Here is a 21,779-nt window from a genome sequence, read left to right as displayed (position 1 = left end):
ATCAATCGTTTGAATCAGTCAAGCAGGAAAGACCTCCTCGAAGTGAATTGATTGAAGACTTGACGGTAATAACTGAAATTCTCAATTCGGAATATGGGTTCGGGGTTTCCGATGACCATGGGCCGGAAGATGCTGGAAAAACAACAAAGCAAAGACCTATTACTGGGTGCGACCAGTCGGGTGTTCAGCCGGAAGTCCTTCGAGGAATCTACGATGCAGGAGGTCGCTGCCGAGGCCCAGATCGGGATGCAGGGGCTCTACGAGCACTTCCCCTCCAAGCAGGAACGCTATGAACAGGTGGTTGCCCGCCGGGCGGAGCACTTCATGGCCCAGGCCGAGGCGATCCTCCGGGTGGACCGTCCACCCCTGGAGCAGCTGCGCGCCATGTTCCTGATCCATGCGGACCAGTTCAAAGGCAGGGTTATCTGGCTCCCCATGTTCATCCACGATCGGGTCCACTACGACTGGGGCTTCGAGTCCAGGTTCCTGCCCCGCCTGAAGGGGATCTACGAAACCGAACGGGCGCGCCTGAAGGGCATCCTCCGCGTCGCGGTGGAGGTGGGACAGCTCCAGGATCTGGATGTCGAGTTCCTCACTCAGCTCTGTTTCGGCGTCCTCGAAGCCTCGCTCTATCACAGCCACCGGAGCGGGATCGAGGAAGAGCCCAGCGTCTGGGTGGATCGCGCTCTGACCTGGTCCTGCGTGGGGCGGGAGGCCGGACATGAAGCCTGCCGTCATTCTCCTGACTACGCAGAGCGCTGCCTAGGGTGAACTCGTCCTCCTGGGCCTTGCTCTCCCTTGCTTCCTCCTGGCGGGCCGGAATGTATTGGATGAACACTGAAATCAAGTAGTTCCGAGGATATCCGGGGAGGCGAGAGGTTGTGACCCCTGCTCCGAAATACACCCGGGGGGTGGGAATTCGTGTTAGGAAGAAAGGTGAGGGTTTACTCATGCTCTTCCTAGTCTTCTACTTCATCCTCTTCTTCGTCCTGATCTTCCAGGGCACTCATGTGGCTGGCGAGGTGAAGAATCCCCTCGGCACCGTCCCCGAAGAGGTGGAACAGACCTCCCTGGCCTCGGCCCGCTGGGGCCTCGTGCTCATCGGCACCGGCTTCCTCGGCCTGATCATCGGCCTGCTGGGCTTCCACTGGACTGGCCTGGTGGCCCTCCGGCATGCCTTCATGGCCCTGGGCCTCGTGGTCCTGGGACTCTTCGGCTTGTGGGTGATCTTCTTCGGACGCAAAGCCGAATTCATCGGCAAACCCGCCGTGACGAACAGACACGACCACCACTAAACCCCAAGGCGACTGCGAAAAGGCGGCCCAATGGGCCGCCTTTTCTTTGGAACGGTAAGAAGAACTAGATCTTCTGGACGTTGGTCGCCTGGGGGCCCTTCTGGCCCTGTGCGACTTCGAAGCTGACGCGCTGGTTCTCGTCCAGCGTGCGGAAGCCGCCGCCCTGGATGGCGGTGTGGTGGACGAAGAGATCAGCGCCGCCCTCATCGGGGGTGATGAAGCCGAAGCCCTTCTCGGCGTTGAACCACTTGACGGTGCCCTGTGCCATGACTGTTTCCTGCAGAATGTCTGGTGATGATTTAGCGATGACATTCCCCAGACAAGGCCGTCATTGCGTTGATGTGAATTCCGCCCCTGGCGGGTCACGCCAAACAGCATGACAGGATTGCCGGAGTCCACCGTTTTTTTCTGCGGGTTGTCTCGATTTTCAAAACCGGACCACCAAACCTAGGCCCGTGATCCGCCGGTCGGCATGGAGTTCCAGGTCTCCCTCAAGGGATCCGCCGGGAACGCGCACGTGACCGTCTTCGAAGAACGCCCTCAGGCCGAAGTTCGGATAGAGGTAGGCCCTGGCATCCACTCCATATCGGAAGGAGGTGGCTCCCCGGTAGGTGAAGTACCGGGCGTAGATCCTGGATTCCAACAGGCCATCGACCCCCGAGGACCACCCCGTGAGGCCCACTTGTGGCACTACCCCAGTGTGATTGGACAGCTGGACCCTGGACACAGGCGTAAGGGGGAGCGCCTTGAGGTCCAACCGGAAGACCTGAACACCCAGGTCGAAGCCCAGCCAAGCGTCGGGATTCCGGATGAGCTTATAGGTCCAGGTGCCCTCCATGACCTCGACCTTTGCGCTGGTCTGGAGGGGCGTTCCCGCAGAGTAGGGCCTGCCATCGAGGGCAATGGCACGCGGCAGCACCCGGTCTCCGCGGTAGCGCTCCGAATCATAGGTGAGCTGGAAACCGTAGGCCTCTCCCTGATACTCCAGGAGGGCCCCGAGAGGCCTGCCATCTCGCGCCAAACCAAGATCTGCATCCGTATCCACCAAGGAGGCCTTGCCGTGCCGGCTGCCCTGGAGGCTGGCGGATACCGAAGGCTGCACCCAATGGAACCCAAGGGTCCAGCTCATCTGCGGCGGGCGCCCCCAGTCACTTGAGCGTCCTAACTGTGCGAATGCCGGGATGTTCGCGAGGAGAAGCAAGATGGGAACCAGGCGCATGGACCCTCCGGTGATGGGCCCATCCTATCGGTTTTTTGCATGGCTTGCCTGTTTCATGCGGCTTAAACTGCGGTTATTTTCCGATAGCCTTCAAGGAAATCCTTCGGCTGGGGCAGGATCTCGTCTTCCAGCGCCGGGTAGTACGCCACCCAGGTGTCCTTGGCCGCCACCCGGCGCACAGGGGCGTCCAGGTGGAAGAACAGCTCGTCAGCGATGCGGGCCGCGATCTCGCTGCCATAGCCCCAGCTGAGTGTGTCCTCGTGGGCCACGATCACGCGGTGGGTCTTCTTCACCGTCCGCTCGATGGCCTCCCAGTCGTAAGGGTTGAGCGTGCGGAGGTCGATGATCTCCACGGAGATGCCTTCCTTCTCCGCCTCCCGCGCGGCCTGAACGGCGCGGTGCACGGTGTTGCCGTAGGTGATGACGGACAGGCTCGTGCCCTCGCGCACGGTGCGGGCCTTGCCGAAGGGGATCAGGAAGTCGGGGCCGGGATCGTTGCCCTTGTTGTGGGTCTGCCGGTAGAGGTGCTTGGGCTCCAGGAAGAGCACGGGATCGTCGCAGCGGATGGCCGTGCGCAGCAGGCCCGCGGCGTCCAGGGCAGTGCTGGGGCAGACGACCCTCAAACCCGGGATGTGGGTGAAGGTGCTCTCCCCGCACTGGCTGTGATACGTGGCGCCGCCCATGAGGTAGCCGGCGATGGGCACGCGCACCACCACGGGCGCCTTGAAGGTCCCGTTGGAGCGCCAGCGGATGGTGGCCAGCTCATCGCGGAGCTGCTGCATGGCGGGCCAGATGTAGTCGAAGAACTGGATCTCCACCACGGGCTTGAAACCCCGCGCGGCGAGGCCGATGGCCCGGCCGATGATGGTGGCCTCCGCCAGAGGCGAGTTGTAAACGCGGTGGCTGCCGAACTGCTTCTGGAGACCATGGGTGGCCTTGAAGACACCGCCCTTGCCCTTCACCTCGCCAAGAATCTCTTCCCGGCTGGCGTCTGCCACATCCTCGCCGAAGAGGAGGATGCGCGGGTCCCGCGCCATCTCATGCTTCAGGGTGGCGTTGATGAGGTCGATCATCGTCTTGGCGCCGGTGGCCTGGTCGCCCGCCGCCTGTTCCGTATCGAAGGCGGTCGACGTGGGGTCCACCTCTTCGCTGTACAGGTGCTGATAGAAGCTTCCGGGCGCGGGTCTGGGGGCGGCCTCGGCCTCCTCCCAGGCGAAGTCGATCTCGGCCTGCACCTCTTCTTTCAGCATCTGGAGCTGCTCGGGGCTCAGGTCGCCCCAGGCCACCAGCTGATTGGCGAAGGCGGCCATGGGATCGCGCAAGGCCTCGGCCTCCCGCTGGGCTTTGGACTTGTAGAGCTGCTCGTCGTCGGAGAGGGAATGGCTGTAAGGGCGGATCACTTTGGCCCGCACCAGGGCCGGCCCCTTGCGGGCGCGGGCGTGATCCACGGCGGCCTTCATGGCCGCGTAGCTGGCGAGGGGATCGCAGCCGTCCACCTCATCCAGGATCAGCAGGCCATGGGCCTCGTAGCCCTTGAGGAGGGCGGCGACGTTGCCGCCGGGGTACTGCACCTCGCTGGGGGTGCTGATGGCGTAGCCGTTATCCTCCACCAGGAAGACCACGGGTACCTTCAGATTCACCGCATTGCTGACGGCTTCCCAGAACTCGCCCTGGCTGCAGGTCCCATCGCCCGTGGTGGTCAGAATCACCTCGTCGGAGGCGATGCCCAACACATCCTGCAAGCCGCCTTGCTCGGCCCGGAGGACCGCCTCCGCCGCGCCCACGGCATGGAGGAACTGGCTGCCGGTGGGACTTGAGGTGGTGAAAATGTTCAGGCCCTGGTGGCCCCAGTGGCTGGGCATCTGCCGGCCGCCGCTGGCGGGATCGTCCACGGAACCCACGGAGCCCAGGAACATCTCCTTGGCGGTGTAGCCAAGCCCGTAGGCCAGGGCCCGGTCGCGGTAGTAGAAGAAGAACCAGTCGTGGCCAGGCCGGAAACACATGGCCGCCGCCGCCTGGATGGCCTCGTGGCCCACGCCGTTGATCTGGAAGAAGACCTTGTTCTGACGCTTGCCCATGATCTCTTTGTCGTCGATGCGGCGGGCCGCATAGATCGTGCGAAAGAGCCGGACCCGCTGTTCGCGGGTCAGGGTCGTGGCGGGCACTGACAGGTCGGAACGGGCGGCCAAAGGCACTCCTCACAAGGGGTTCTGAGCCATTCGGGGCCTCTCAATCTAGCACAGGGGATTCCTGTCCCGGGGAGACCCGTCTACTCCGGTATTCCCAGGGCCCTGTCCGGCAAATTTCAACAATCGGCACAGACCAGTGCAGATCAATAAGTGATCCATGGGTCGATAAATCGCCTCGCCGATGCTTATGGATAGAATGGGCCCTTTGCGAGTGACCCATGCCCATGTCCCCTGCCGAAATCCGCGCCATCCACGATCTGCCCGTGCCCGAGCTGCTCTACCGGGCGGCCACGGCCCACCGGGCCCACTGGAACGCGGAAGAGATCCAGTTCTGCACGCTGGATTCCATCAAGACCGGCGCGTGCCCCGAGGACTGCGCCTACTGCCCCCAGAGCGCCCGCTATCAGACGGACCTGAAGGTGGAGCCCCTCAAGGACGTGCAGAAGGTGCTGGCCGGCGCCGCCGAAGCGAAGGCGAACGGCTCGACGCGCTATTGCATGGGCGCCGCCTGGCGCGAAGTGAAGGATGACGCCAACTTCGACGCGGTGCTCGACATGGTGCAGGGCGTGTCCGGCATGGGCATGGAGGTCTGCGTCACCCTCGGCATGCTCAACGAGGCCCAGGCCAAGCGCCTCAAGGCCGCGGGCTGCCAGGTCTACAACCACAACATCGACAGCAGCCGCGACTTCTACGAGACCATCATCCACACGCGGAAGTTCGATGAGCGGCTGGAGACCATCGCCGCCGTGCGCGCCGCAGGCCTGGAGGTGTGCTCCGGCGGCATCGTGGGCATGGGCGAGACGGTGGATCAGCGCATCCATTTCCTCCAGGAGCTGACGGAGCTGGAGCCCGCGCCCGAGAGCATCCCCATCAACCAGTTCGTGGCCGTGGACGGCACGCCGCTGGCGAACGTGGATCCCCTGCCCCCGCTCGAACTTGTGCGCATGATCGCTACAGCCCGCATCCTGTTCCCCAAGAGCCGCATCCGCCTCAGCGCCGGCCGCACGCAGATGAGCGACGAGCTGCAGGCCCTCTGCTTCTTCGCGGGCGCCAACAGCATCTTCACGGGCGAGAAGCTCCTCACCACGCCCAACCCCGGCGGCAACCACGACCACTGGCTGCTCAACGCCCTGGGCATGCGGGTGGAGGGCGCCGCCGTTATGCTGTAGGCATCATGAAGCTCATCGACGACCTCCGCGCGGAACACGACCTCATCGACCAGATGCTGGGCTCCCTGCGGACCTTCGTGAAGGTCCGGCTTGAGGGCCGGGGCAACCCGGCCGACGGCGCCCGCTTCATGGGCTTCTTCCGGCACTACGCCGGCGACTTCCACCACCACAAGGAGGAGGAAGTGCTCTTCAAGGCCCTGGCGGAACGGGCCGAGCTGCCCGCGGACCGCGGCCCCATCGCGGCCCTCACCGAGGAGCACCGGCGCATGGCGGGCCTGCTGGACGGGCTGGAAGGCCTGCTGGGCTCCGCCCTGGCCGCAGACGAGGATCGTGTCCAGGTGGAGGCGCTGGCCGTGGACTACAGCCGCTCCCTGTGGCGGCACATCGACGCCGAGAACTCGGTCCTCTACCCCCAGGGCGAAGAGCGCCTGCGCCGCTTCCATGTGCGGGAGCTACCCTCCCGTCCCATGACGGAGGCTGAGGCCGCCGCGCGGGAAGGTGCCCTCGCCCTGCTCAAGGCCTATCCGCCCCTGCACGATGCCGAGGTCCATCGCGGCGATGGCTGCGTGGCCTGCCCCTCCTTCGGCACCACCTGCGAGGGCCTTGAGTACGAGTGGTGGACCGAGCTGGAGTGGGAGGAGGCGGAGGAGCGCCGGGACGATTGAGGGTTTCCTGGACGGTAGGACTATAGTGGACTCCCATCCACAGGCACCCCGACAGGAGGCACGCCATGACGGATCCCACGCCCCACATCGCCCAGAAGGGCCCGTACCAGGTGGAGGTCGAAGCGGGCAAGACCTACCACTGGTGCGCCTGCGGCAACAGCAAGAAGCAGCCGTTCTGCGACGGTTCCCACAAGGGCGGCCCGTTCGTGCCCATGGCCTATACCGCCGACATCACCGGCACCAAGTGGTTCTGCGGCTGCAAGCACAGCGGCACCAAGCCCATGTGCGACGGCACCCACAAAAAGCTCTGATCTCAGTGGGCGGATGAAACCCAGTTCCTGAGCGTTTTTCAGGGGCCTTCGGGAAGCAACACCTGGGCCTTGAGGCCGGCGCGGATGCGTCTGTCCGGGTTTGCCACCACCACCTTCACGCGGACCTTGCCTTTGGCATCCGCGCAGGGGTCAACCAGGGTCACCTCCCCTTCGACGTGCTCGGTACCACTGGACTCGATCACGAGCACCCGCACCTTCCGCCCGGGCGTGAGCGCGGCCAGGGATTCCGGGCTCGCGGCGCACTGGATCAGAACCCGGCTCAGGTCCATGAGCCGGAACATCGGCTGCGCCCCTGATACCGCCTCGCCCACCTCGTGATAGCGGGTCACGACCACGCCATCCATGGGGGCCACGACCGTGCGGAGCCGCACCTGCTCGGCCGCCGTCTCGTACTGGAGCCGCGCCAGTTCCAGCTCGATGCGTGACTCCAGAGCCCGGCCCTCGGGGATGATCTTGCTGTCGTAGAGGCGTTTGGCGCCCTTGGCCTCGAACTCTCGCCGCTCCAGCATTGCCTTGGCCCGCTGCATCTCGAGCTCCTCCAACTTCCCGTAGAGCTGGGCCAGAGGTTGGCCCGCCTTGACGACTTCACCCTCCGCCACACGCAGTTCCGTGATCCGGCTCGAGACCGGCGCACTGACTTCCACCTGGCGGAAAGGGAATACCCGGCCTTCCAGCGCCAGCCCTCCCGCCGTGAGAGCCTGGCAGATCAGGAGCAGAGGGAGGAGGCGAGATCTGGGGCCCATCCTCCTAGGGTACCGCATGGCCGGTGGCGGCCTCCAGCAGCTCGAACCAAACTTCGCGGTCGAGGGCCGTCGCCATGGCGGCCACTCCCTCCCGGATCCGCTCGATGCGGCCCGTGCCAAGCACCGGCATCATCTTGGCGGGATGGCGGGCCAGCCAGGCCAGGGCCACCTGGGCCGGCGTGAGCCCCAGCGACCGGCCCAGCCGCTCGAGCCCAGCCGCCAGGGCCGGCGGTGCAGGTCGACCACCTCCCAGGGGCGACCAGGCCATGGGCACCAAGCTGGCAAGGCTGGCATGCTCCAGCGTGCCATCCAGAACGGGGTCGGGATGCCAGAGGGAGGCCTCCACCTGGTGCGCAACCAGCGGCAGGCTCAGGCGGGCCCGCAGGAGGTCCGCCTGGGCAGGCTGGAAATTGGACAAGCCGAAAGACCGAACCCGGCCGGAGTCCCGCAGATCCGCGAAGGTCCCGGCCAGCTCGTCCGGGTCCAGAAGCGGGTCGGGCCGGTGGAGGAGCAGGAGGTCCAGGTGGTCGGTCCCGAGGCACCGCAAGGTCCGGTCGACCGAGGCCGTCACATGGGCGCGGGAGGTGTCGTAGTGCTTGACGGCCACGCCCCCGACCCGGAGCCGGATGCCACACTTGCCGACGAGGCGGAGGCGGTCGCGCAGACCTGGCGCCTCCCGGAAGGCCGCTCCCAGCGCGGGCTCCACCTCCCCGCCGCCGTAGATGTCGGCCGTGTCCAGGACACCCACGCCCGCGTCCGCCGCCTCGGCCAGGAAGTGAGCCAGGGCCCTTGGGTCCAGACGCCAGTCCAGCAGGCGCATGGTCCCCAGCGCCAGGCGCGCCGCACCATCCGGTTGCAGGTCGAAGTGGCGTTCAGGAGCGGCTGAGGATCCCATGGAGGAATCCTGCCAGGAATCTGCGGCAGGTGGCGATCACTCGCTCCCAGAGCTCACTTGATCTTGAAGGTGAACTTCCCCTCGTGGCATTCCAGGCACTTCACCGCGGACGGCTTGTGCTGGCGGTGGCAGTCCGTGCAGGGGTAGGGTTCGTGGGGCGAGGCCTGGGGAGGGGCATGGGGGTTGGGCTTGGCGTCCTTGGTCAGGGCCTTCATCGCGGGATAGTCCCCGTGGCAGACCATGCAGGCCTCGTCCGGCACCGCCGCGGTGGTGGGTTTCTCTTTCTGGTGGCAGTCGTGGCAGATCAGCTTCGCCTTGACGTGGGGCGCCGGCAGCGGCCGTTCCTGGGCCAGGCCGACCCCGGCCGCCAGCAGTCCTGCCAGCCCCAGGATCCCCATCCGAAGAAGACGCATGCAGCCTCCCATCCGTGCCGTGATGACAATGATGACCATGATATCGCATTACATTCAAGGGCCTTCCCCCTTGGTCTCCCGCCTGGATGGCCAGTGCCCCCATGGGTAAACTGATCCATTGGGCTGGCCGCTCCAGATGCAGTTCCGTTCATATCACTCCAAAACGGCAAAGCCGATTTGGAGTCGGGAAAGGCAAGGCAAGGATGGCAATGCGAGAGATGGACAAGGCTTTCGACTTCAGAACGGCGCAGACGCGCTGGTACTCGGTGTGGGAGGAATCCCGCGCCTTCGAGGCGGCGCCGGAAAGTGCCAAGGAGCCCTGGTCCATCGTCATCCCGCCGCCGAACATCACCGGCAACCTGCACATGGGCCATGCCCTGGTGAACACGCTGCACGACGTGCTGACGCGCTTCAAGCGGGCCCAGGGCTACGACGCGCTGTGGGTTCCGGGCACCGATCACGCTGGCATCGCCACGCAGATGATGGTGGAACGCCAGCTCAAGGCCGAAGGCACGGACCGCCACAAGCTGGGCCGCGATGCCTTCGAGCAGCGCATCTGGGAGTGGAAGGAGAAGAACCAGGGCGCCATCGAGCACCAGCTCAAGCGCCTGGGCTGCTCCGTGGACTGGACCCGCAACCGTTTCACGCTGGATCCGGCCCTCAACAAGGCCGTGCGCAAAGTCTTCGTGGAGAGCTACAAGGCCGGCCGCATCTACCGCGGCCCTCGCATGATCCAGTGGGATCCCGCCCTCCAGACGGCGCTGAGCGACCTGGAAGTGAAATACGAGGAGCGCAAGGGCAAGCTCTGGTACCTGCGCTACCCCCTGGCGGACGGCAGCGGGAATGTGGTGGTCGCTACCACGCGCCCCGAGACCATGCTGGGTGATACCGCCGTGGCCGTGCACCCGGACGACGAGCGCTACCAGGGCATGATCGGCAAGCTCATGGACCACCCGCTCACGGGCCGCCAGATCCCTGTGGTGGCCGACAGCTTCGTGGATCCCGCCTTCGGCACCGGCTGCGTGAAGGTGACGCCGGCCCATGACCCCAACGACTTCGCCGCCGGCCAGCGCCTGAAACTGGAGTCCATCACCATCATCGGCTTTGACGCGAAGATGACCGCCGCCGCCGGCGCCTACGCGGGCCTGGACCGCTTCGAGGCCCGCAAGCGCGTGGTGGCCGACCTCGAGGAACAGGGCTTCCTCGTGAAGGTGGAGGACTACGTCCACAAGATCAGCCTCAGCGACCGCAGTGGCGCCGTGCTGGAACCGCTCGTCAGCGAGCAGTGGTTCATGGACGTGAAGGACGCCGCCGGCCAGGCCCTGGAGGCTGTTCGCGACGGGCGCATCCAGTTCACGCCCTCGCACCACGCCGCTGTGTGGGAGCACTGGCTCACCAACATCCAGGACTGGTGCATCAGCCGTCAGCTGGTCTGGGGCCACCGCATCCCCGCGTGGACCTGCGCGTCGTGCGGGAAGCTCCATGTGGAGATGGAGGCGCCCTCCGCATGCTGCGCCTGCGGAGCCGAAAAACTGATTCAGGACCCCGATACGTTGGATACGTGGTTTTCTTCGGCCCTGTGGCCCTTCAGCGTGTTCGGCTGGCCCGACCAGACCGAGGATCTCAAGCGCTACTACCCCACCAGCGTGCTCATCACGGGCTACGACATCCTGTTCTTCTGGGTGGCACGCATGGCCATGGCCGGCCTCACCTGGATGGGCGATGTGCCCTTCCGCAAGGTCTACTTCAACAGCCTCGTGCGCGACGCCAGCGGTCAGAAGATGTCGAAGACTAAGGGCAATGTCATCGATCCCCTCGAGGTGATGGAGGAGTTCGGCACGGACGCCCTCCGCTTCGCGCTCGCCATCATGGCTGCGCCGGGCACCGACATCGCCATGAGCCCCGCCCGCCTCGAGGCCAGCCGCAATTTCTGCAACAAGCTCTGGAACGCCTCCCGGTTCGTCCAGATGAACCTCGACGAGTCCATCACGCTAGAGACGGAGCCGGCCTTCGGCGAAGCTGAGTTCTGGATGATCGGCCGCCTGCGCGAGGGCCTCGAAGCCACCACCAGGGCCCTGGAGGAGTTCCGCTTCCACGAGGCCGCGGACCTGCTCTACCACCTGGTCTACGACGATTTCTGTGCCACCTACATCGAGCTGGCCAAGGTTCAGCTCCAGAGCGGCACCCAGGCGCAGAAGGCCGCCATCCTGCACTTCCTCGACATCCTGCTGCGGGCTCTCCATCCCTTCGTGCCCTTCCTCACCGAAGAGATCCACGAAGCGGTCATCGCCTCGCGATTGCCGGGCTCAGAGCCGGCTTTGCTGGCTCTGAGAAGCTGGCCGATGGACGATGCGATCCTCCGCGTCCAGGGCGGCGACCCCACGATCATCCCCCGGTTCCAGGAGGTGCTCTCGGCCCTCCTGCGCCTCAAGGCCGAGCAGGGCGTGGACCCCGCCAAGCGGGTGCCCGCCTTCTGCTCCATCACGGAGCTGGAGCCCTTCACCGAGGCTCTGAAGTCCATCGCCCGGTTGGAGTCGGTCACCTTCTCGAAGGATGACCTCGCCTCGCCCACCCGCACGGTAGCCGTGGTGGCGGGTGGCGCCGTGGCCCTGGAACTGGCGGGCCTCAAGGATCCTGTCGCCGAGAAGGCCAAGCTGGAGAAGGAACTGGCCAAGCTGGAGAAGGAACTGGAACCCCTCCGTGCCCGCCTTGCCGACGACAGCTTCGTCACCAAGGCCCCCGAGGCCGCCGTGGCCAAGCTGCGCGGCCAGGCCGAAGAAAAGGAGCAGCGCCTCACCCAGGTGAAGGCGCTGCTCCAATAGACGGACCCTTCAGCTATCGGCCAGTCCCTTCTTCCCCAGGCCGCCGGGCGGCACCGGTGCGGGTGGCGTGACCCCCGTGGGGATGGGCCCCAGGAAGAGGCCGGGGATCGTCGTGGGCGAGGGGCGGTCGGTGGCGGTGCCGTCGCCCAGCCGCCCATTGTTGTTGTAGCCCCAGGCCTTGACCGAAAGATCCGGCAGCAGGGCATAGGAGGAGCAGTAGCCCGAGCTCGCCTGGATGGCCGTGAGCCCGGCGATGGCCTGGGAGGCGGTGGCGGATGTGGTCGTGGCGGACCCGAGCCCCAGCTGGCCGTACCAGTTGTAGCCCACCGAGGCGACGGCTCCCTGCCCGCCCAGGAAGAGCGTGTGGTACTGCCCCGGCACGACCCTGTCGAGGGCGGTGCCGGAGGGCAGGCCCGCCGTGCTCATGCGCACCCAGCCATACCGGGTCACCTGGCTGCCATCCCCCAGCTGGCCATAGCCGTTCTCGCCACTGCCGTAGGGCAGGCCATCCGTGCCGAGGAGGACGGAATACAGCGAGAAAGCCCGGGCCGCCTTCACGCCCCCGCTCTGGAGCTGGGTGATGGTCAGGTATTCGGCCGTGGGCGAGTAGGGCAGGCCCAGCTGGCCGTAGCCGTTGTCACCAAAGCCATAGAGGTTGTTGGAGGTGTCCACCAGCAGCGTGTGCAGCTCACCCAGGGCCACATCAGCCAGCTGGGAGGCGGCAACCGGAATCGAGACCGGGCTCAGGCGGTTGGTCTTGTCCCCTTGGCCCAGCTGGCCGTGAGAGTTGTAACCCCACATCCAGACGGACTGGTCTGCTTTGGCAGCAAGATTGTGGTTGTACCCGCAGGTGATGTAGACGACGCTGGCCAGCCCCGGCACCTCTGCCGGACTGTTGCTCATGGTCGTGGTGCCGTTCCCGAGCTGGCCTGAGGTGTTGTTCCCCCAGGAGAAGACGCGGCCGTCGGCCAGCAGGGCCAGGGAATGTCCCCAGCCCGCCGCCACCTGCACGGCAGGGCCGGGCAGAGGCACGGTCACCGGCGCCATGCGGGCCTGGTAGTCCCCAAGGCCCAGCTGGCCGTTGCCCCCCACGCCCCAGGCGAACACGCGCCCCTTGGTGGTGATCGCCAGGGCATGGTCATGGCCCGCCACCACGGCCGGGTCCGCGTAGAGCACATCCAGCAGGGCGTCGGGGCTGGTGGTGGCTCCGCCGGTAGAAGCCGTGACCCGCACGCTGAACCGGGCCTGGTCATCCACCGCCTGGACCGGCAGGGCGTAGGAATCGGTGGCGGCCCCGGCGATGGCGGTGCCGTTCCGGAACCATTGGTAGCTGTTGCCCGTTCCTTCCGCCGCCACCCGGAAGGTCACCACATCCCCCCGGTAGCCCGCCTGGGCTGAGGGTGGCGTGGTCAAGCGGGGGCCGGTGATGCTGGCAGGCGGTGGTGTGCTGGAGCCGGAACCGCCCCCACAGGCAAGGACGAGAGCGAGGGCCGCGCTGGCCAAGCACAGGCGGAGGGACACTGGCACAGATCGGATCACTCGGGGCTCCTGGGGAGGTCGGATCGTGGTGGAAAGGAGGGCCATGCGGAGGGATCGGAGGGCCATGGGATCTCTCTTCACAAACCTCGGGGAATGGCCCAGCGTGCGGCCCGACTGCGGACCGCCCCAGGCACACTTCCAGGAAAGGGGCTGGGCCACCCCGCTGCCTTCACTTCCAGAGCGCGGTGCGGAACAGGAGGACGCGATCGCCCACCTCCACCCACCCGGCCAGGAGGCCCCTGGGGCCTGGCACGGCGAATAGGCTTTGGATGGTCTTCCCGGCCGTTCCGGGAAGAAGCGCCGGAGCCGTCCAGGCGGCGCCATCCCACCGAGAGAAGCCGACGCCTTCATGGACACCGCCCGCTCCGCGCTGGATCCACAAGAGGACTGGGCGGCCCGAGGCGTCCCGGGTTCCCACCATGACTTCGGTCGTGGTGGACATCGGCAGGAGAGTCCGGGGTGTGCCGGGCGCCGCGCCGGACAGGGGCGCCACCCAGAGGCCCTCGGATCCCAGCCCAGCCATCCAGCCTGTGTCGCCGGTCGCACGGAAGGCGACCAGGCTGCGGGCGGGCAGGGGCAGGCTCACCTTGTCCCCCACGGTCCAGGCGCCCGATGTGGCGCGGCTGCGGGGCCAGGCCTGGCGCTGGGCATCCCCCTCGCTGGCCACGCCATAGAGAAGCCAGGTCTCCAGGCGGCCCTCCGCATCCAGGGACCAGACGGAAGGATGGCCAGTGGGAAGGGTCTGCTGGGAGAGCGGGCCCCACCCCGCGATGCCGACCGGGGTGTTGGCGCCCATGGCGTAATCCACCGCCTCGTTCTCCACCGAGGCATCGTCGCCCGTGGAGAAGTCGAGCGTGTAGGCCCCTCGGCCATCGCCCGCCAGGTCGTGGAGGAATTGGCTCGAGTACATGTTCAGGTGATGGGACTGGGGGGTGCCCCAGGCCCCGCCCGCCTCGAGGCGGGCCGCCTGGACGGTGGGGAAGTCCACCCCCAGCGTGGGGTCCATGCGGAGGCCCGACCAGGCCGCGAGGGCGCTGCCATCGGCGCCGGTGGCCAGGTGGAGGTTCGTGGGGGCCTTCAGATCCACCGTCAGGGCGGTGGCCCGCGCGCCGAAGGGCGTGGGCGAGCCCAGGTCCACCGGCACCGTCTGGAGGCGCGTGGTGGTGCTGCGGGGCACGGCGTCGAACCACGCGATGAGACCCTTCCCCTGGGCATCCAGGGCCGCCACGGGGAACTGGAGGCCGTTGATGCCGCTGGCCCCATCCAGCGTCTGGGGAGGCTCCCAGGTGCCGTCGGCGCGCAGTCGGGCCGCCACCTGCTCCCAGTAGGGCGTGCCCCCGGCGTCGACGCCCGTCCGCATCCAGGCGGCGAGAACGGCGCCCTTCCCGTCCCCCGCCAGCAGGGCGCCGCCCATGTAGCTGGAATTGGCGAGTTCCACGGGCGCCTGCCAGGCCGGGGCCGGTGGAGGGGCCGGGGTCTGGGTTGTGGCATCGCCGCCTCTGCCACAAGCGGCGAGGAGGCAGAGCAGCGTACCGGCGATCAGATTCTGGCGCATGGATCCCTCACCCACTCAGAGGTAGTAGCCATGCAGGATGATGCGGGCCATGGACATCAGGCTCTTGGGATAGAACTGCTGGGCCCAGATCTTCACGCTCATGCCCTCAGGCACCATGAAACCGCTGGTCCAGGTCTGGCGCTTCACCCCCATGGCGTCGGCGGGGATGTCCGCGAAGGTGAAGAGGGCCATGCTGCCGGAATAGCCGGCCGAGGGGTGCTCCAGCATCAGTTCGAGGGAGGCCGGCGTGCCGGTCCCCGGCTCGTGGAGCACCCAGGCCTGGGCATCGGTGACGATGAGCGTCCGGCCCTTGGGGACTTCGAAGCCTTTCACCCCGAACTGCCAGACCCAGACCCCATTTTCAAGGGTTCCCACATCCGTCGTCACCGTGCCGGTGGAAAGATCCGAGCGCGTGCTGATATCCACAGCTATGAGATTGGCGGCGGGAACGCCCAGGTGTGTCACTGGCTGGGCCGGGGCCCAGGTCGGTGAGGCAACCAGCAGGATGGCGATGGCGAGCGGTTTGAACATGGGAACTCCAGGAGGAAAGGAGGGTGGAATTGGCTCAGCTGCGACTTACTGAAAGCGGTTCGACCAGATATTGCTGCGTGTGCCGTCGGACTGGTACCACACCGCCAGCGCCTGGCCGTTGATGCCGGCGGCGATCTGGGGCTCATTGGCGTCACCCGCGTTGTCGGTCTCGAGGAGTGCGGCCGTGCCCCAGCCGCTGCCGGCGGTGTAGCGGTTGGTCCAGATGTTGATGCGCGTGCCGTCCGATTGACCCCACACCGCCAGGGCATTGCCGCTGGCGTCGAAGGCGATCTTGGGGCTACCGGCATCACCCGCATTGTCGGTTTCGATGAGCGCCGCTGTGCCCCAACCGGTGCCTACAATGTAGCGACTGGACCAGATGCTGGAGCGCCCCGCGTCCGATTGGCTCCACACGGCCAGGGCATTGCCGCTGGGGTCGAAGGCGATCTGGGAGGCGGTCCCGCCGTTGCCCACCCCTGCGATGATGGTCGCCGTGCCCCAGCCACTGCCGACGATATAGCGGTTGGTCACGATGTTGAAGCGCGTGCCATCGTACTGGCACCACACCGCCTGGCCATAGCCGTTGGCATCGATGGCGATCCGGGGGCTGTAAGCATCTCCCACGTTGTCGGTTTCGATCAGCCCTGCCGTGCCCCAGCCGGAACCGCCGGTGTAACGATTGGCCCAGACATTGAGGCGCGTGCCGTCGGACTGGACCCACACGGCCAGGGCGTTGCCATTGGCGCCGATGGCGATCCTGGGTTCGAACGCATCCCCCACGATGCCGTTCTCGAGGGTCGCGGCGGTGCCCCAGCCGTTGCCCGCTGTGTAGCGGTTGGCCATGACGGTCTGGTACGTGCCGTCATCCTGAGTCCATACCGCCAAGCCATTGCCGTTGGCGTCCATGACGACTTGGGGCTGGTTGGCGTTGCCGGCGTTGTCGGTCTCGATGAGCACGGCGGTGCCCCAGCCGGTGCCGACCGTGTAGCGATTGGCCACGATGTTGCGGTGCGTGCCGTCGTGCTGAGCCCATACCGCTAGGGCATTGCCGCTGGCGTTGACGGCGATCTGGGGGTCGGAGGCATCGCTCACGTTGTCGGTCTCGATGAGGGTGGCCACCCCCCAACCAGCACCGGCCGTATAGCGGTTGGACCACAGGTTGAAGCGCATGCCATCGTGCTGCTGCCATACCGCCAGGGCATTGCCGCTGCCATCCATGGCGACCTGCGGGAGATAGGCTGGGCCAGCATTGTCGGTCTCGATGAGCGCGGCCACGCCCCAGGCCTTCGCCGTGGGCGGTGGCGGGGCGGCGGCACTCCCGCCACTCCCGCTACCCCCGCCGCAGGCGGTGAGCCATCCCAGGACGAGTGCGGCCGACAGGGCCAGCGCGAGGAGGCGAGGAACGGGATGGGCGGCCATGGGGGCTCCAGAGAGGTTGGCCCAGGTTGGCGCCCCCCTCCGGTCCAGCCCAGGCACGCTTTGCAGAAAGGGGCTGGGCCACCTCTTCCCGGGATCGGCCAAGGGGGCCCATGCCTTTGTTTGAAAGCGGGATGCTGGGAACGGAGGTGTTTCCCATCGCTTGAAACATCATGGTCCCGGGAACTCCCGCTGAATGGACGGCGGGCGTCCGCATCAGGCACCTGCAGGACCAGGGAAAGGGCTAGGCTTCACCCGGCTGTTGCAGCCGCTGGAGGGTCCGTCACCCCAGCTGGAGGGTGTGGCGGCGGAGGTCGATCATGGGGCGGGGGTGGTGGCCAGACGAGGCCCCAAGGACAGGGCCACGTGCTGGGCGAATACCGGGTGGACCACCCGAGCCTCTGTGGCGAGGCAATCCGCTTCTGCGTGACGCCCGAGGGCACGCAGGGTCCGAACCTTCAGGCATTGGATCTCTGGCTTCTTGGCAAGGGCCGGTTCCATGGACTCAAGGAGGCGCAGCGCCGAAGAGGGCCTTCCCAGGCCGCATTGGGCTCTCACCAGGCCTTCGATCACGCCCAGGTCGGTGGGATGGCGATGAAGCGCGGAGGTGAAGTAAGCCAGGGCCGCCTTGGCCTCCGCCTGCCGTCCTGGCCCAGGCGACGCCGAGGCGGCGAGAGCCAACCAGCCTTCTAGGTCGGCCGATTCGGTGGGCGTGATCTGTGCCCGGGCCGCCTTGAGTGCCACCCTTGCCGCCCGGAGCCTGCCGGCATCAACGCCTTGGGGGAGGTCCAGAGAGGCCCTGACACCAAAGCCGAGGATCTTGGCAAGATGGATCATCAACTGAGGTTCCTTCGGCCAGCGTTCATGGGCAGCCACCACCACCGGTAGGGCACGGTCCAGTACATCCTCCACTGGTCGTCCAAGGAGGATCCGCCCTTCCATCCAACGGATCGCAGTCCAGCCAGTGAAGAACACCGGATTCGTCTGGTCAGGCTCAAGGCGTCGCAGTGCCTCACTTGCTTCGTAGGAACGGTGGAAATGCGCCTCGGGGTCCTTGCCCCTGGCCTGGGCATCCAGGGCCAGGAGCAATTCCAGGTTTTTGACATTCTCCTGGAGGTTGGCTGCAGTGACCCCAGGTTTGCCCTGCATCTGCTCCGCCAGGGACTGGGTCATGGCGAGGGGTTCAGAGGCATCCCGTTGGTGGTCCAGAAGAATGCGGGCCTCCGTTTCGGAACAGGCGAAGGCCCATCTCAACCCCGAAGGGTCCCAGGGTTCCATCGCGTCCAGGCGGAGCGCCACGGCGCGCCCCTCCCGAAGGGCGGGACCCGGGTCCTGTCCCACATCCTCCTGAGCACCTCCGAGGTCGTAGAGCGCGTAGGCAAAGCGGGCGAGCGGCCGGGCTGAATCAGGTGCCAGGCGGGCCGCCGTCCGACAGGCCTCCACTCCGGCCAGGCAGTAGTCCAATCGGGAGGGATCCCCGGGCGCCTTCGGGGCCCGGCTGAGGTTCGCCAGAATCAGGGCCCTGTTCAACCAGGGCTTAGACGAATCGGCATCCAGGCTCAGGGCGAGTTCCACCTCCCGAAAACCCGCCTCGGCATCGGCACTCAGGGGCAGGCCCCGTCGTTGGGCCAGACTTGTGAGGAAGGCGTGAAATCGGCCCGCCAGGTGATGCACCGCAGGGTCGCTTCGCACCACCCGGGCCAGTGCCTGCGTGATGGCCAGCCCCTCCCGTGCGCAGCGCTCACTTTCTTCAAAATGCTGAAGGTCATAGGCCTTCACCATGAGGTTCATCCAGGCTTGCGCTTCGATCAGACCTGCTTCCGCTCGTTCCGGGTCGGCCCGGCGAGCAGCCTGGGCGAGATCGCGCGCCCTCTCGTCGTGCTGCTCCAACATGGCGAGCCGCGCCTGCAGGACCCGATCTGATCCAGCCCCCTGGAAGTGACGAAGGGCCGGCTGGTGAAAACGGAGATCCGCTTCCGCCAGCCGCCGTGTCCGGTAGGCCGGTTCCTTCAGCCCCTCCGCCTCCTGGCGGGCCTGCTCGTAGAGTTGGCTGTAGACGGTCGCCATGGCTTCTTCCAGATCGGGACCCCTGAACCCCAGAACCCACGCGCGTTCCAGGGACACCCGAGCCGGCTCCAGTTCCTCAAGAATCAGGTGGATGCGCCCCTGCGCATAGGCAGATGGGGCCTCGGCGGCCCCCTTGCGCGCCTGCAATCGGGCGAGTGCCAGTCGAAGCTCCGCTTTCACTGGCCGGATGTCGTGGGCCGGGGCCAGGTGGGCCATGCCCATGCGCAGCTCCAGGGCCTTGGCCTCCCCTCCCATCTGGGCCGCCTCAAGGGCGGCCAGGGTGCTGCGGCGGCTGTTCCAGGTGGCGAAGGCGCCCGTGGCGAGCATCACCGTGAGACTCGCGCCAAGGGCTTTCGCGGCCGCAGGGTTGCGTTTGGACCAGCGCAGGCCGCGTTCCAGCCACCCCATGGGCCGGGCCAGGATGGCCTGGCCCTTCAGCACCCGCTCCAGGTCGTCTGCCAGCGCCTCGGCGGTGGCATAGCGCCGTTCCGGCGCCTTCTCCATGGCCTTGGCCACGACCGTGGCCAGGTCCCTCGGCAGGCCCGTGACCGCTGCGGTGAGCGGAAGCGGGTCCTTCTCCAGCACCCGGCGCAACAGGTCGCCCGGATGCAGGTCCCCCGCGGCGGTAGACCCATGGAGGTCCAGGGTGCTCGGCGCCTTCGCCGTGGATCCGACCGGATTCCGGAACGGCGGGCGGCCAGCCAGGATGGCATAGAGGGTGGCGCCGAGGCCGTAGATGTCGGCCCGGAAATCCACCGGGGCGGCGCCCGACACTTGCTCCGGGGCCATGAAATCCACCGTGCCCATCAGCAGGCCCGAGCGGGTAAGGCCGCCCTCTTCATCCCGCGCCAGGCCGAAATCCGTCAGGCGGGCCTGGGGGCCCTCCTCGGTGTCCTCCACGAGGATGTTGGCCGGCTTCACATCACGGTGGACAAGACCCATCCGGTGGGCTGCCCCCAGGCCCCGGGCCGCCTGGGCAGCGAGGGCGACCTCGACCCGCCAATCCCCATTGGCGCGGAGGTCCGCGAAGGTCCGTCCCTCCACCAGCTGAAGGAGGATGCAGGGACGTCTCTCCAGGGTGCCCGTGTCGTGCACGCGAACCACGTTCGGGTGCTCCACGCGGGCTTGGAGGCGCGCCTCCAGCAGGAGGCGATCGGCCTCCTGCGGATCCTGGCTCCGGACGAACTTCACCGCCACCGGGCGCTCCAGCCCTGCGTCCCAGGCCCGGTGGACCTCGCCCATGCCGCCGACGCCCAGGACGCCCTTCAGGGTGATCCGGCCATCCAGGGAACTCAGCAGCAGGCTCATCGTGTTTCGCCCAACGCGGCGCGCATGCGGATGGCGACTTCCTCCAGATCCGATTCAGGGTAGTTGGAGAACCCCAGGCGCAGGCCCTGGACGGCGCTGCCATCGAACGCGAAGCGGCGACCGGGCTGGAAGGCGACGCCATGCTCCAGGGCGCGGGCGGCCCAGCGGTCCACATCCACGCCCTCCGCCACCTGGGCCCACAGGGCCAGACCGCCCTCCGGTACCTGGAAGCTCAGGCTATCGCCCAGGGCCCGCTCCAACGCCCGGCAGAGGACATCACGGCGGGTCCGGTAGGCCAGCTGCATGCGATTGAGGTGGCGGTGGATGGCGCCATCGTCGAGCAGCTCGGCGAAGGCCCGCTCCAGCACCATGTCCCCCTGGCGGTCCAGGGCCTGCCGCAGGGCGCGCATGCGGGCGATGAGGGGGGCTGGTCCATGCACGTAACCCAAGCGGAGGTTGGGGCTGAAGATCTTGCTGAGGGTGCCGACGTGGATGACCACCCCGGAGCGGTCCTCGGCCGCCAGGGGAGCCCGGGGCCGACCTTCGAACAGGAACTCGCTGTCCTGGTCGTTCTCGATGATGGCGAACCGGTGGGACTGGGCCAGGGCCATCAGCCGGTGGCGCCGGTCACTGGTAAGGGGCACCAGGGTGGGGTACTGGCGCAGCGGCGTGACGTAGACGGCCCGCAGCCGCTCGGATTCCGCCAGCTGGGCCAGGGCCCCGACGCGCATGCCTTCCGCGTCCACGGGAACGGGCAGGCAGCGCGCGCCAGCCCGGGCGAAGGCTTCCCAGACTCCCGGGTGACCCAGAGCCTCGACCGCCACGGCCTCTCCCGCAGAAAGCAGCGCCTGGCCCACCAGGAAGAGGGCCATCTGGCTGCCCCGGGTGACGAGGATGTTCTCGGGCGAGGCGGCGATGCCCCGGGACTCGCCCAGCATCCGGGCCAGCGACTGGCGGAGCATGGGATGCCCCTGCGGATCCTCCAGCTCGAGGTTCTGCTGGCGGTTCAGGACCAGGGCCCGCCGGTAGGCCCGGGCCAGTTCCGCGCCAGGGAGGAGGCGGGGATCCGGCAGGCCACTCCCCACCTTCAGGAGGCCGGGAGCTCCCTTGGGCGCCGCTTCGTGCAGCCCCGAAGCCAGATCGAACCCCATGATGGTCCCCTCGGAGCCCCCACCAGTGGTCGGAGACTGCCCATGCATCCGGGTCGGCGGATCAGGAGCCACGAGGCTGCCCTCTCCCGGGGTGGAGACGACCCAACCCTCGGCCTGCAATTCCCGATAGGCCGCCATCACGGTGTTGCGGCTGACACCCAGCCGTTCGCCGAGGGTCCGGTACCCGGGCAGGGGATCCCCGGGGTGGAGGCGGCCCCGGTGGATCTCCTGCATGAGGGAGTGCGCGATCTGGAGATAGACCGGCTCCCGGCTCTGGGGATCGAGAAAGACGGTGGGCGTCCGTGCGCTCAGGGCTGGCTCCGGGAGGGGCTTCCAGTCTACGGGATCCACCCGACCAAAGGAATGTTGTTGGGACCTGGAGTATCGGACCTGGGCCCGGCCCCCCAGGGGGTGGCCCACCCCCTATCACCAAAGTGGCCCTGCCAGCCCTTCAAGGTCGTGGCCAGCCT

At 67.1% G+C, this 21,779-nt stretch carries 18 protein-coding genes; 6 read left to right on the top strand and 12 right to left on the bottom strand.

Annotated elements, in window-relative coordinates:
* Nucleotides 1–93: 93 nt before the first annotated feature.
* A complete protein-coding gene (locus tag NOV74_RS09830) occupies nt 94–771 on the top strand; it encodes a TetR/AcrR family transcriptional regulator (protein ID WP_306672399.1) in 678 nt (225 codons plus the stop codon).
* 179 nt (nt 772–950) lie between these two features.
* Complete coding sequence (locus NOV74_RS09825; RefSeq protein ID WP_257311681.1) at nt 951–1,295, top strand: hypothetical protein; 345 nt, start codon at nt 951–953, stop codon at nt 1,293–1,295.
* A gap of 64 nt (nt 1,296–1,359) precedes the next feature.
* On the opposite strand, the gene NOV74_RS09820 is transcribed toward NOV74_RS09825, so the two are convergent.
* The 3 genes from NOV74_RS09820 to NOV74_RS09810 all read right to left on the bottom strand — a co-directional run bounded on the left by NOV74_RS09820 (nt 1,360) and on the right by NOV74_RS09810 (nt 4,703).
* A complete protein-coding gene (locus NOV74_RS09820) occupies nt 1,360–1,563 on the bottom strand; it encodes a cold-shock protein (protein ID WP_257306334.1) in 204 nt (67 codons plus the stop codon).
* A gap of 159 nt (nt 1,564–1,722) precedes the next feature.
* Nucleotides 1,723–2,424 carry a hypothetical protein gene (locus NOV74_RS09815; protein WP_257311679.1) on the bottom strand — a complete coding sequence of 234 codons (702 nt, stop codon included), beginning with the start codon at nt 2,422–2,424 and terminating at the stop codon, nt 1,723–1,725.
* 152 nt (nt 2,425–2,576) lie between these two features.
* The gene (locus tag NOV74_RS09810) at nt 2,577–4,703 is read right to left on the bottom strand and encodes an alpha-ketoacid dehydrogenase subunit alpha/beta (RefSeq protein WP_257311675.1); all 2,127 of its coding nucleotides are present in this window, start codon (nt 4,701–4,703) and stop codon (nt 2,577–2,579) included.
* A gap of 218 nt (nt 4,704–4,921) precedes the next feature.
* Between NOV74_RS09810 and bioB the strand changes: the two genes are divergently transcribed.
* The 3 genes from bioB to NOV74_RS09795 all read left to right on the top strand — a co-directional run bounded on the left by bioB (nt 4,922) and on the right by NOV74_RS09795 (nt 6,848).
* Complete coding sequence (gene bioB / locus NOV74_RS09805; protein ID WP_257311672.1) at nt 4,922–5,872, top strand: biotin synthase BioB; 951 nt, start codon at nt 4,922–4,924, stop codon at nt 5,870–5,872.
* A gap of 5 nt (nt 5,873–5,877) precedes the next feature.
* Nucleotides 5,878–6,537: a hemerythrin domain-containing protein gene (locus NOV74_RS09800; RefSeq protein ID WP_257311669.1), complete on the top strand. Its 660-nt coding sequence runs from the start codon at nt 5,878–5,880 to the stop codon at nt 6,535–6,537.
* 65 nt (nt 6,538–6,602) lie between these two features.
* On the top strand, nt 6,603–6,848 hold the full coding sequence (locus NOV74_RS09795; protein ID WP_257311666.1) for a CDGSH iron-sulfur domain-containing protein: 246 nt from the start codon (nt 6,603–6,605) through the stop codon (nt 6,846–6,848).
* Between the two features lie 38 nt (nt 6,849–6,886).
* Here NOV74_RS09795 and NOV74_RS09790 read toward each other — a convergent pair whose 3' ends face one another.
* The 3 genes from NOV74_RS09790 to NOV74_RS09780 are packed head-to-tail and all read right to left on the bottom strand — an operon-like array spanning nt 6,887 to nt 8,920.
* Nucleotides 6,887–7,612, bottom strand: a complete 726-nt coding sequence (locus NOV74_RS09790; protein ID WP_257311663.1) for an efflux RND transporter periplasmic adaptor subunit — start codon at nt 7,610–7,612, stop codon at nt 6,887–6,889.
* Between the two features lie 4 nt (nt 7,613–7,616).
* The gene (locus NOV74_RS09785; RefSeq protein ID WP_257311660.1) at nt 7,617–8,507 is read right to left on the bottom strand and encodes an aldo/keto reductase; all 891 of its coding nucleotides are present in this window, start codon (nt 8,505–8,507) and stop codon (nt 7,617–7,619) included.
* 53 nt (nt 8,508–8,560) lie between these two features.
* Nucleotides 8,561–8,920, bottom strand: a complete 360-nt coding sequence (locus NOV74_RS09780) for a cytochrome c3 family protein (RefSeq protein ID WP_257311657.1) — start codon at nt 8,918–8,920, stop codon at nt 8,561–8,563.
* 218 nt (nt 8,921–9,138) lie between these two features.
* Between NOV74_RS09780 and NOV74_RS09775 the strand changes: the two genes are divergently transcribed.
* Nucleotides 9,139–11,742: a valine--tRNA ligase gene (locus NOV74_RS09775; protein ID WP_257311654.1), complete on the top strand. Its 2,604-nt coding sequence runs from the start codon at nt 9,139–9,141 to the stop codon at nt 11,740–11,742.
* A 9-nt stretch (nt 11,743–11,751) separates the two neighbouring features.
* Here NOV74_RS09775 and NOV74_RS09770 read toward each other — a convergent pair whose 3' ends face one another.
* From NOV74_RS09770 to pdxR, 6 genes are all read right to left on the bottom strand, one after another.
* On the bottom strand, nt 11,752–13,281 hold the full coding sequence (locus NOV74_RS09770) for a hypothetical protein (protein ID WP_257311653.1): 1,530 nt from the start codon (nt 13,279–13,281) through the stop codon (nt 11,752–11,754).
* A gap of 169 nt (nt 13,282–13,450) precedes the next feature.
* Nucleotides 13,451–14,836, bottom strand: coding sequence for a hypothetical protein (locus NOV74_RS09765; RefSeq protein WP_257311652.1), 1,386 nt, complete (start codon nt 14,834–14,836; stop codon nt 13,451–13,453).
* 15 nt (nt 14,837–14,851) lie between these two features.
* Nucleotides 14,852–15,367, bottom strand: a complete 516-nt coding sequence (locus tag NOV74_RS09760; RefSeq protein WP_257311650.1) for a hypothetical protein — start codon at nt 15,365–15,367, stop codon at nt 14,852–14,854.
* A gap of 45 nt (nt 15,368–15,412) precedes the next feature.
* Nucleotides 15,413–16,786, bottom strand: a complete 1,374-nt coding sequence (locus NOV74_RS09755; RefSeq protein ID WP_257311647.1) for a hypothetical protein — start codon at nt 16,784–16,786, stop codon at nt 15,413–15,415.
* 315 nt (nt 16,787–17,101) lie between these two features.
* Nucleotides 17,102–20,158 carry a serine/threonine-protein kinase gene (locus NOV74_RS09750; RefSeq protein ID WP_257311644.1) on the bottom strand — a complete coding sequence of 1,019 codons (3,057 nt, stop codon included), beginning with the start codon at nt 20,156–20,158 and terminating at the stop codon, nt 17,102–17,104.
* Nucleotides 20,155–21,660: a MocR-like pyridoxine biosynthesis transcription factor PdxR gene (pdxR, locus tag NOV74_RS09745; protein ID WP_257311641.1), complete on the bottom strand. Its 1,506-nt coding sequence runs from the start codon at nt 21,658–21,660 to the stop codon at nt 20,155–20,157. Before pdxR ends, NOV74_RS09750 begins: the two co-directional genes overlap by 4 nt.
* Nucleotides 21,661–21,779: the final 119 nt, after the last annotated feature.

Source organism: Geothrix fuzhouensis (assembly GCF_024609325.1).
Classification (GTDB): domain Bacteria; phylum Acidobacteriota; class Holophagae; order Holophagales; family Holophagaceae; genus Geothrix; species Geothrix fuzhouensis.
The sequence above is the reverse complement of the archived record's forward strand: the minus strand, read 5'-3'. Positions and strand labels throughout refer to the sequence as shown.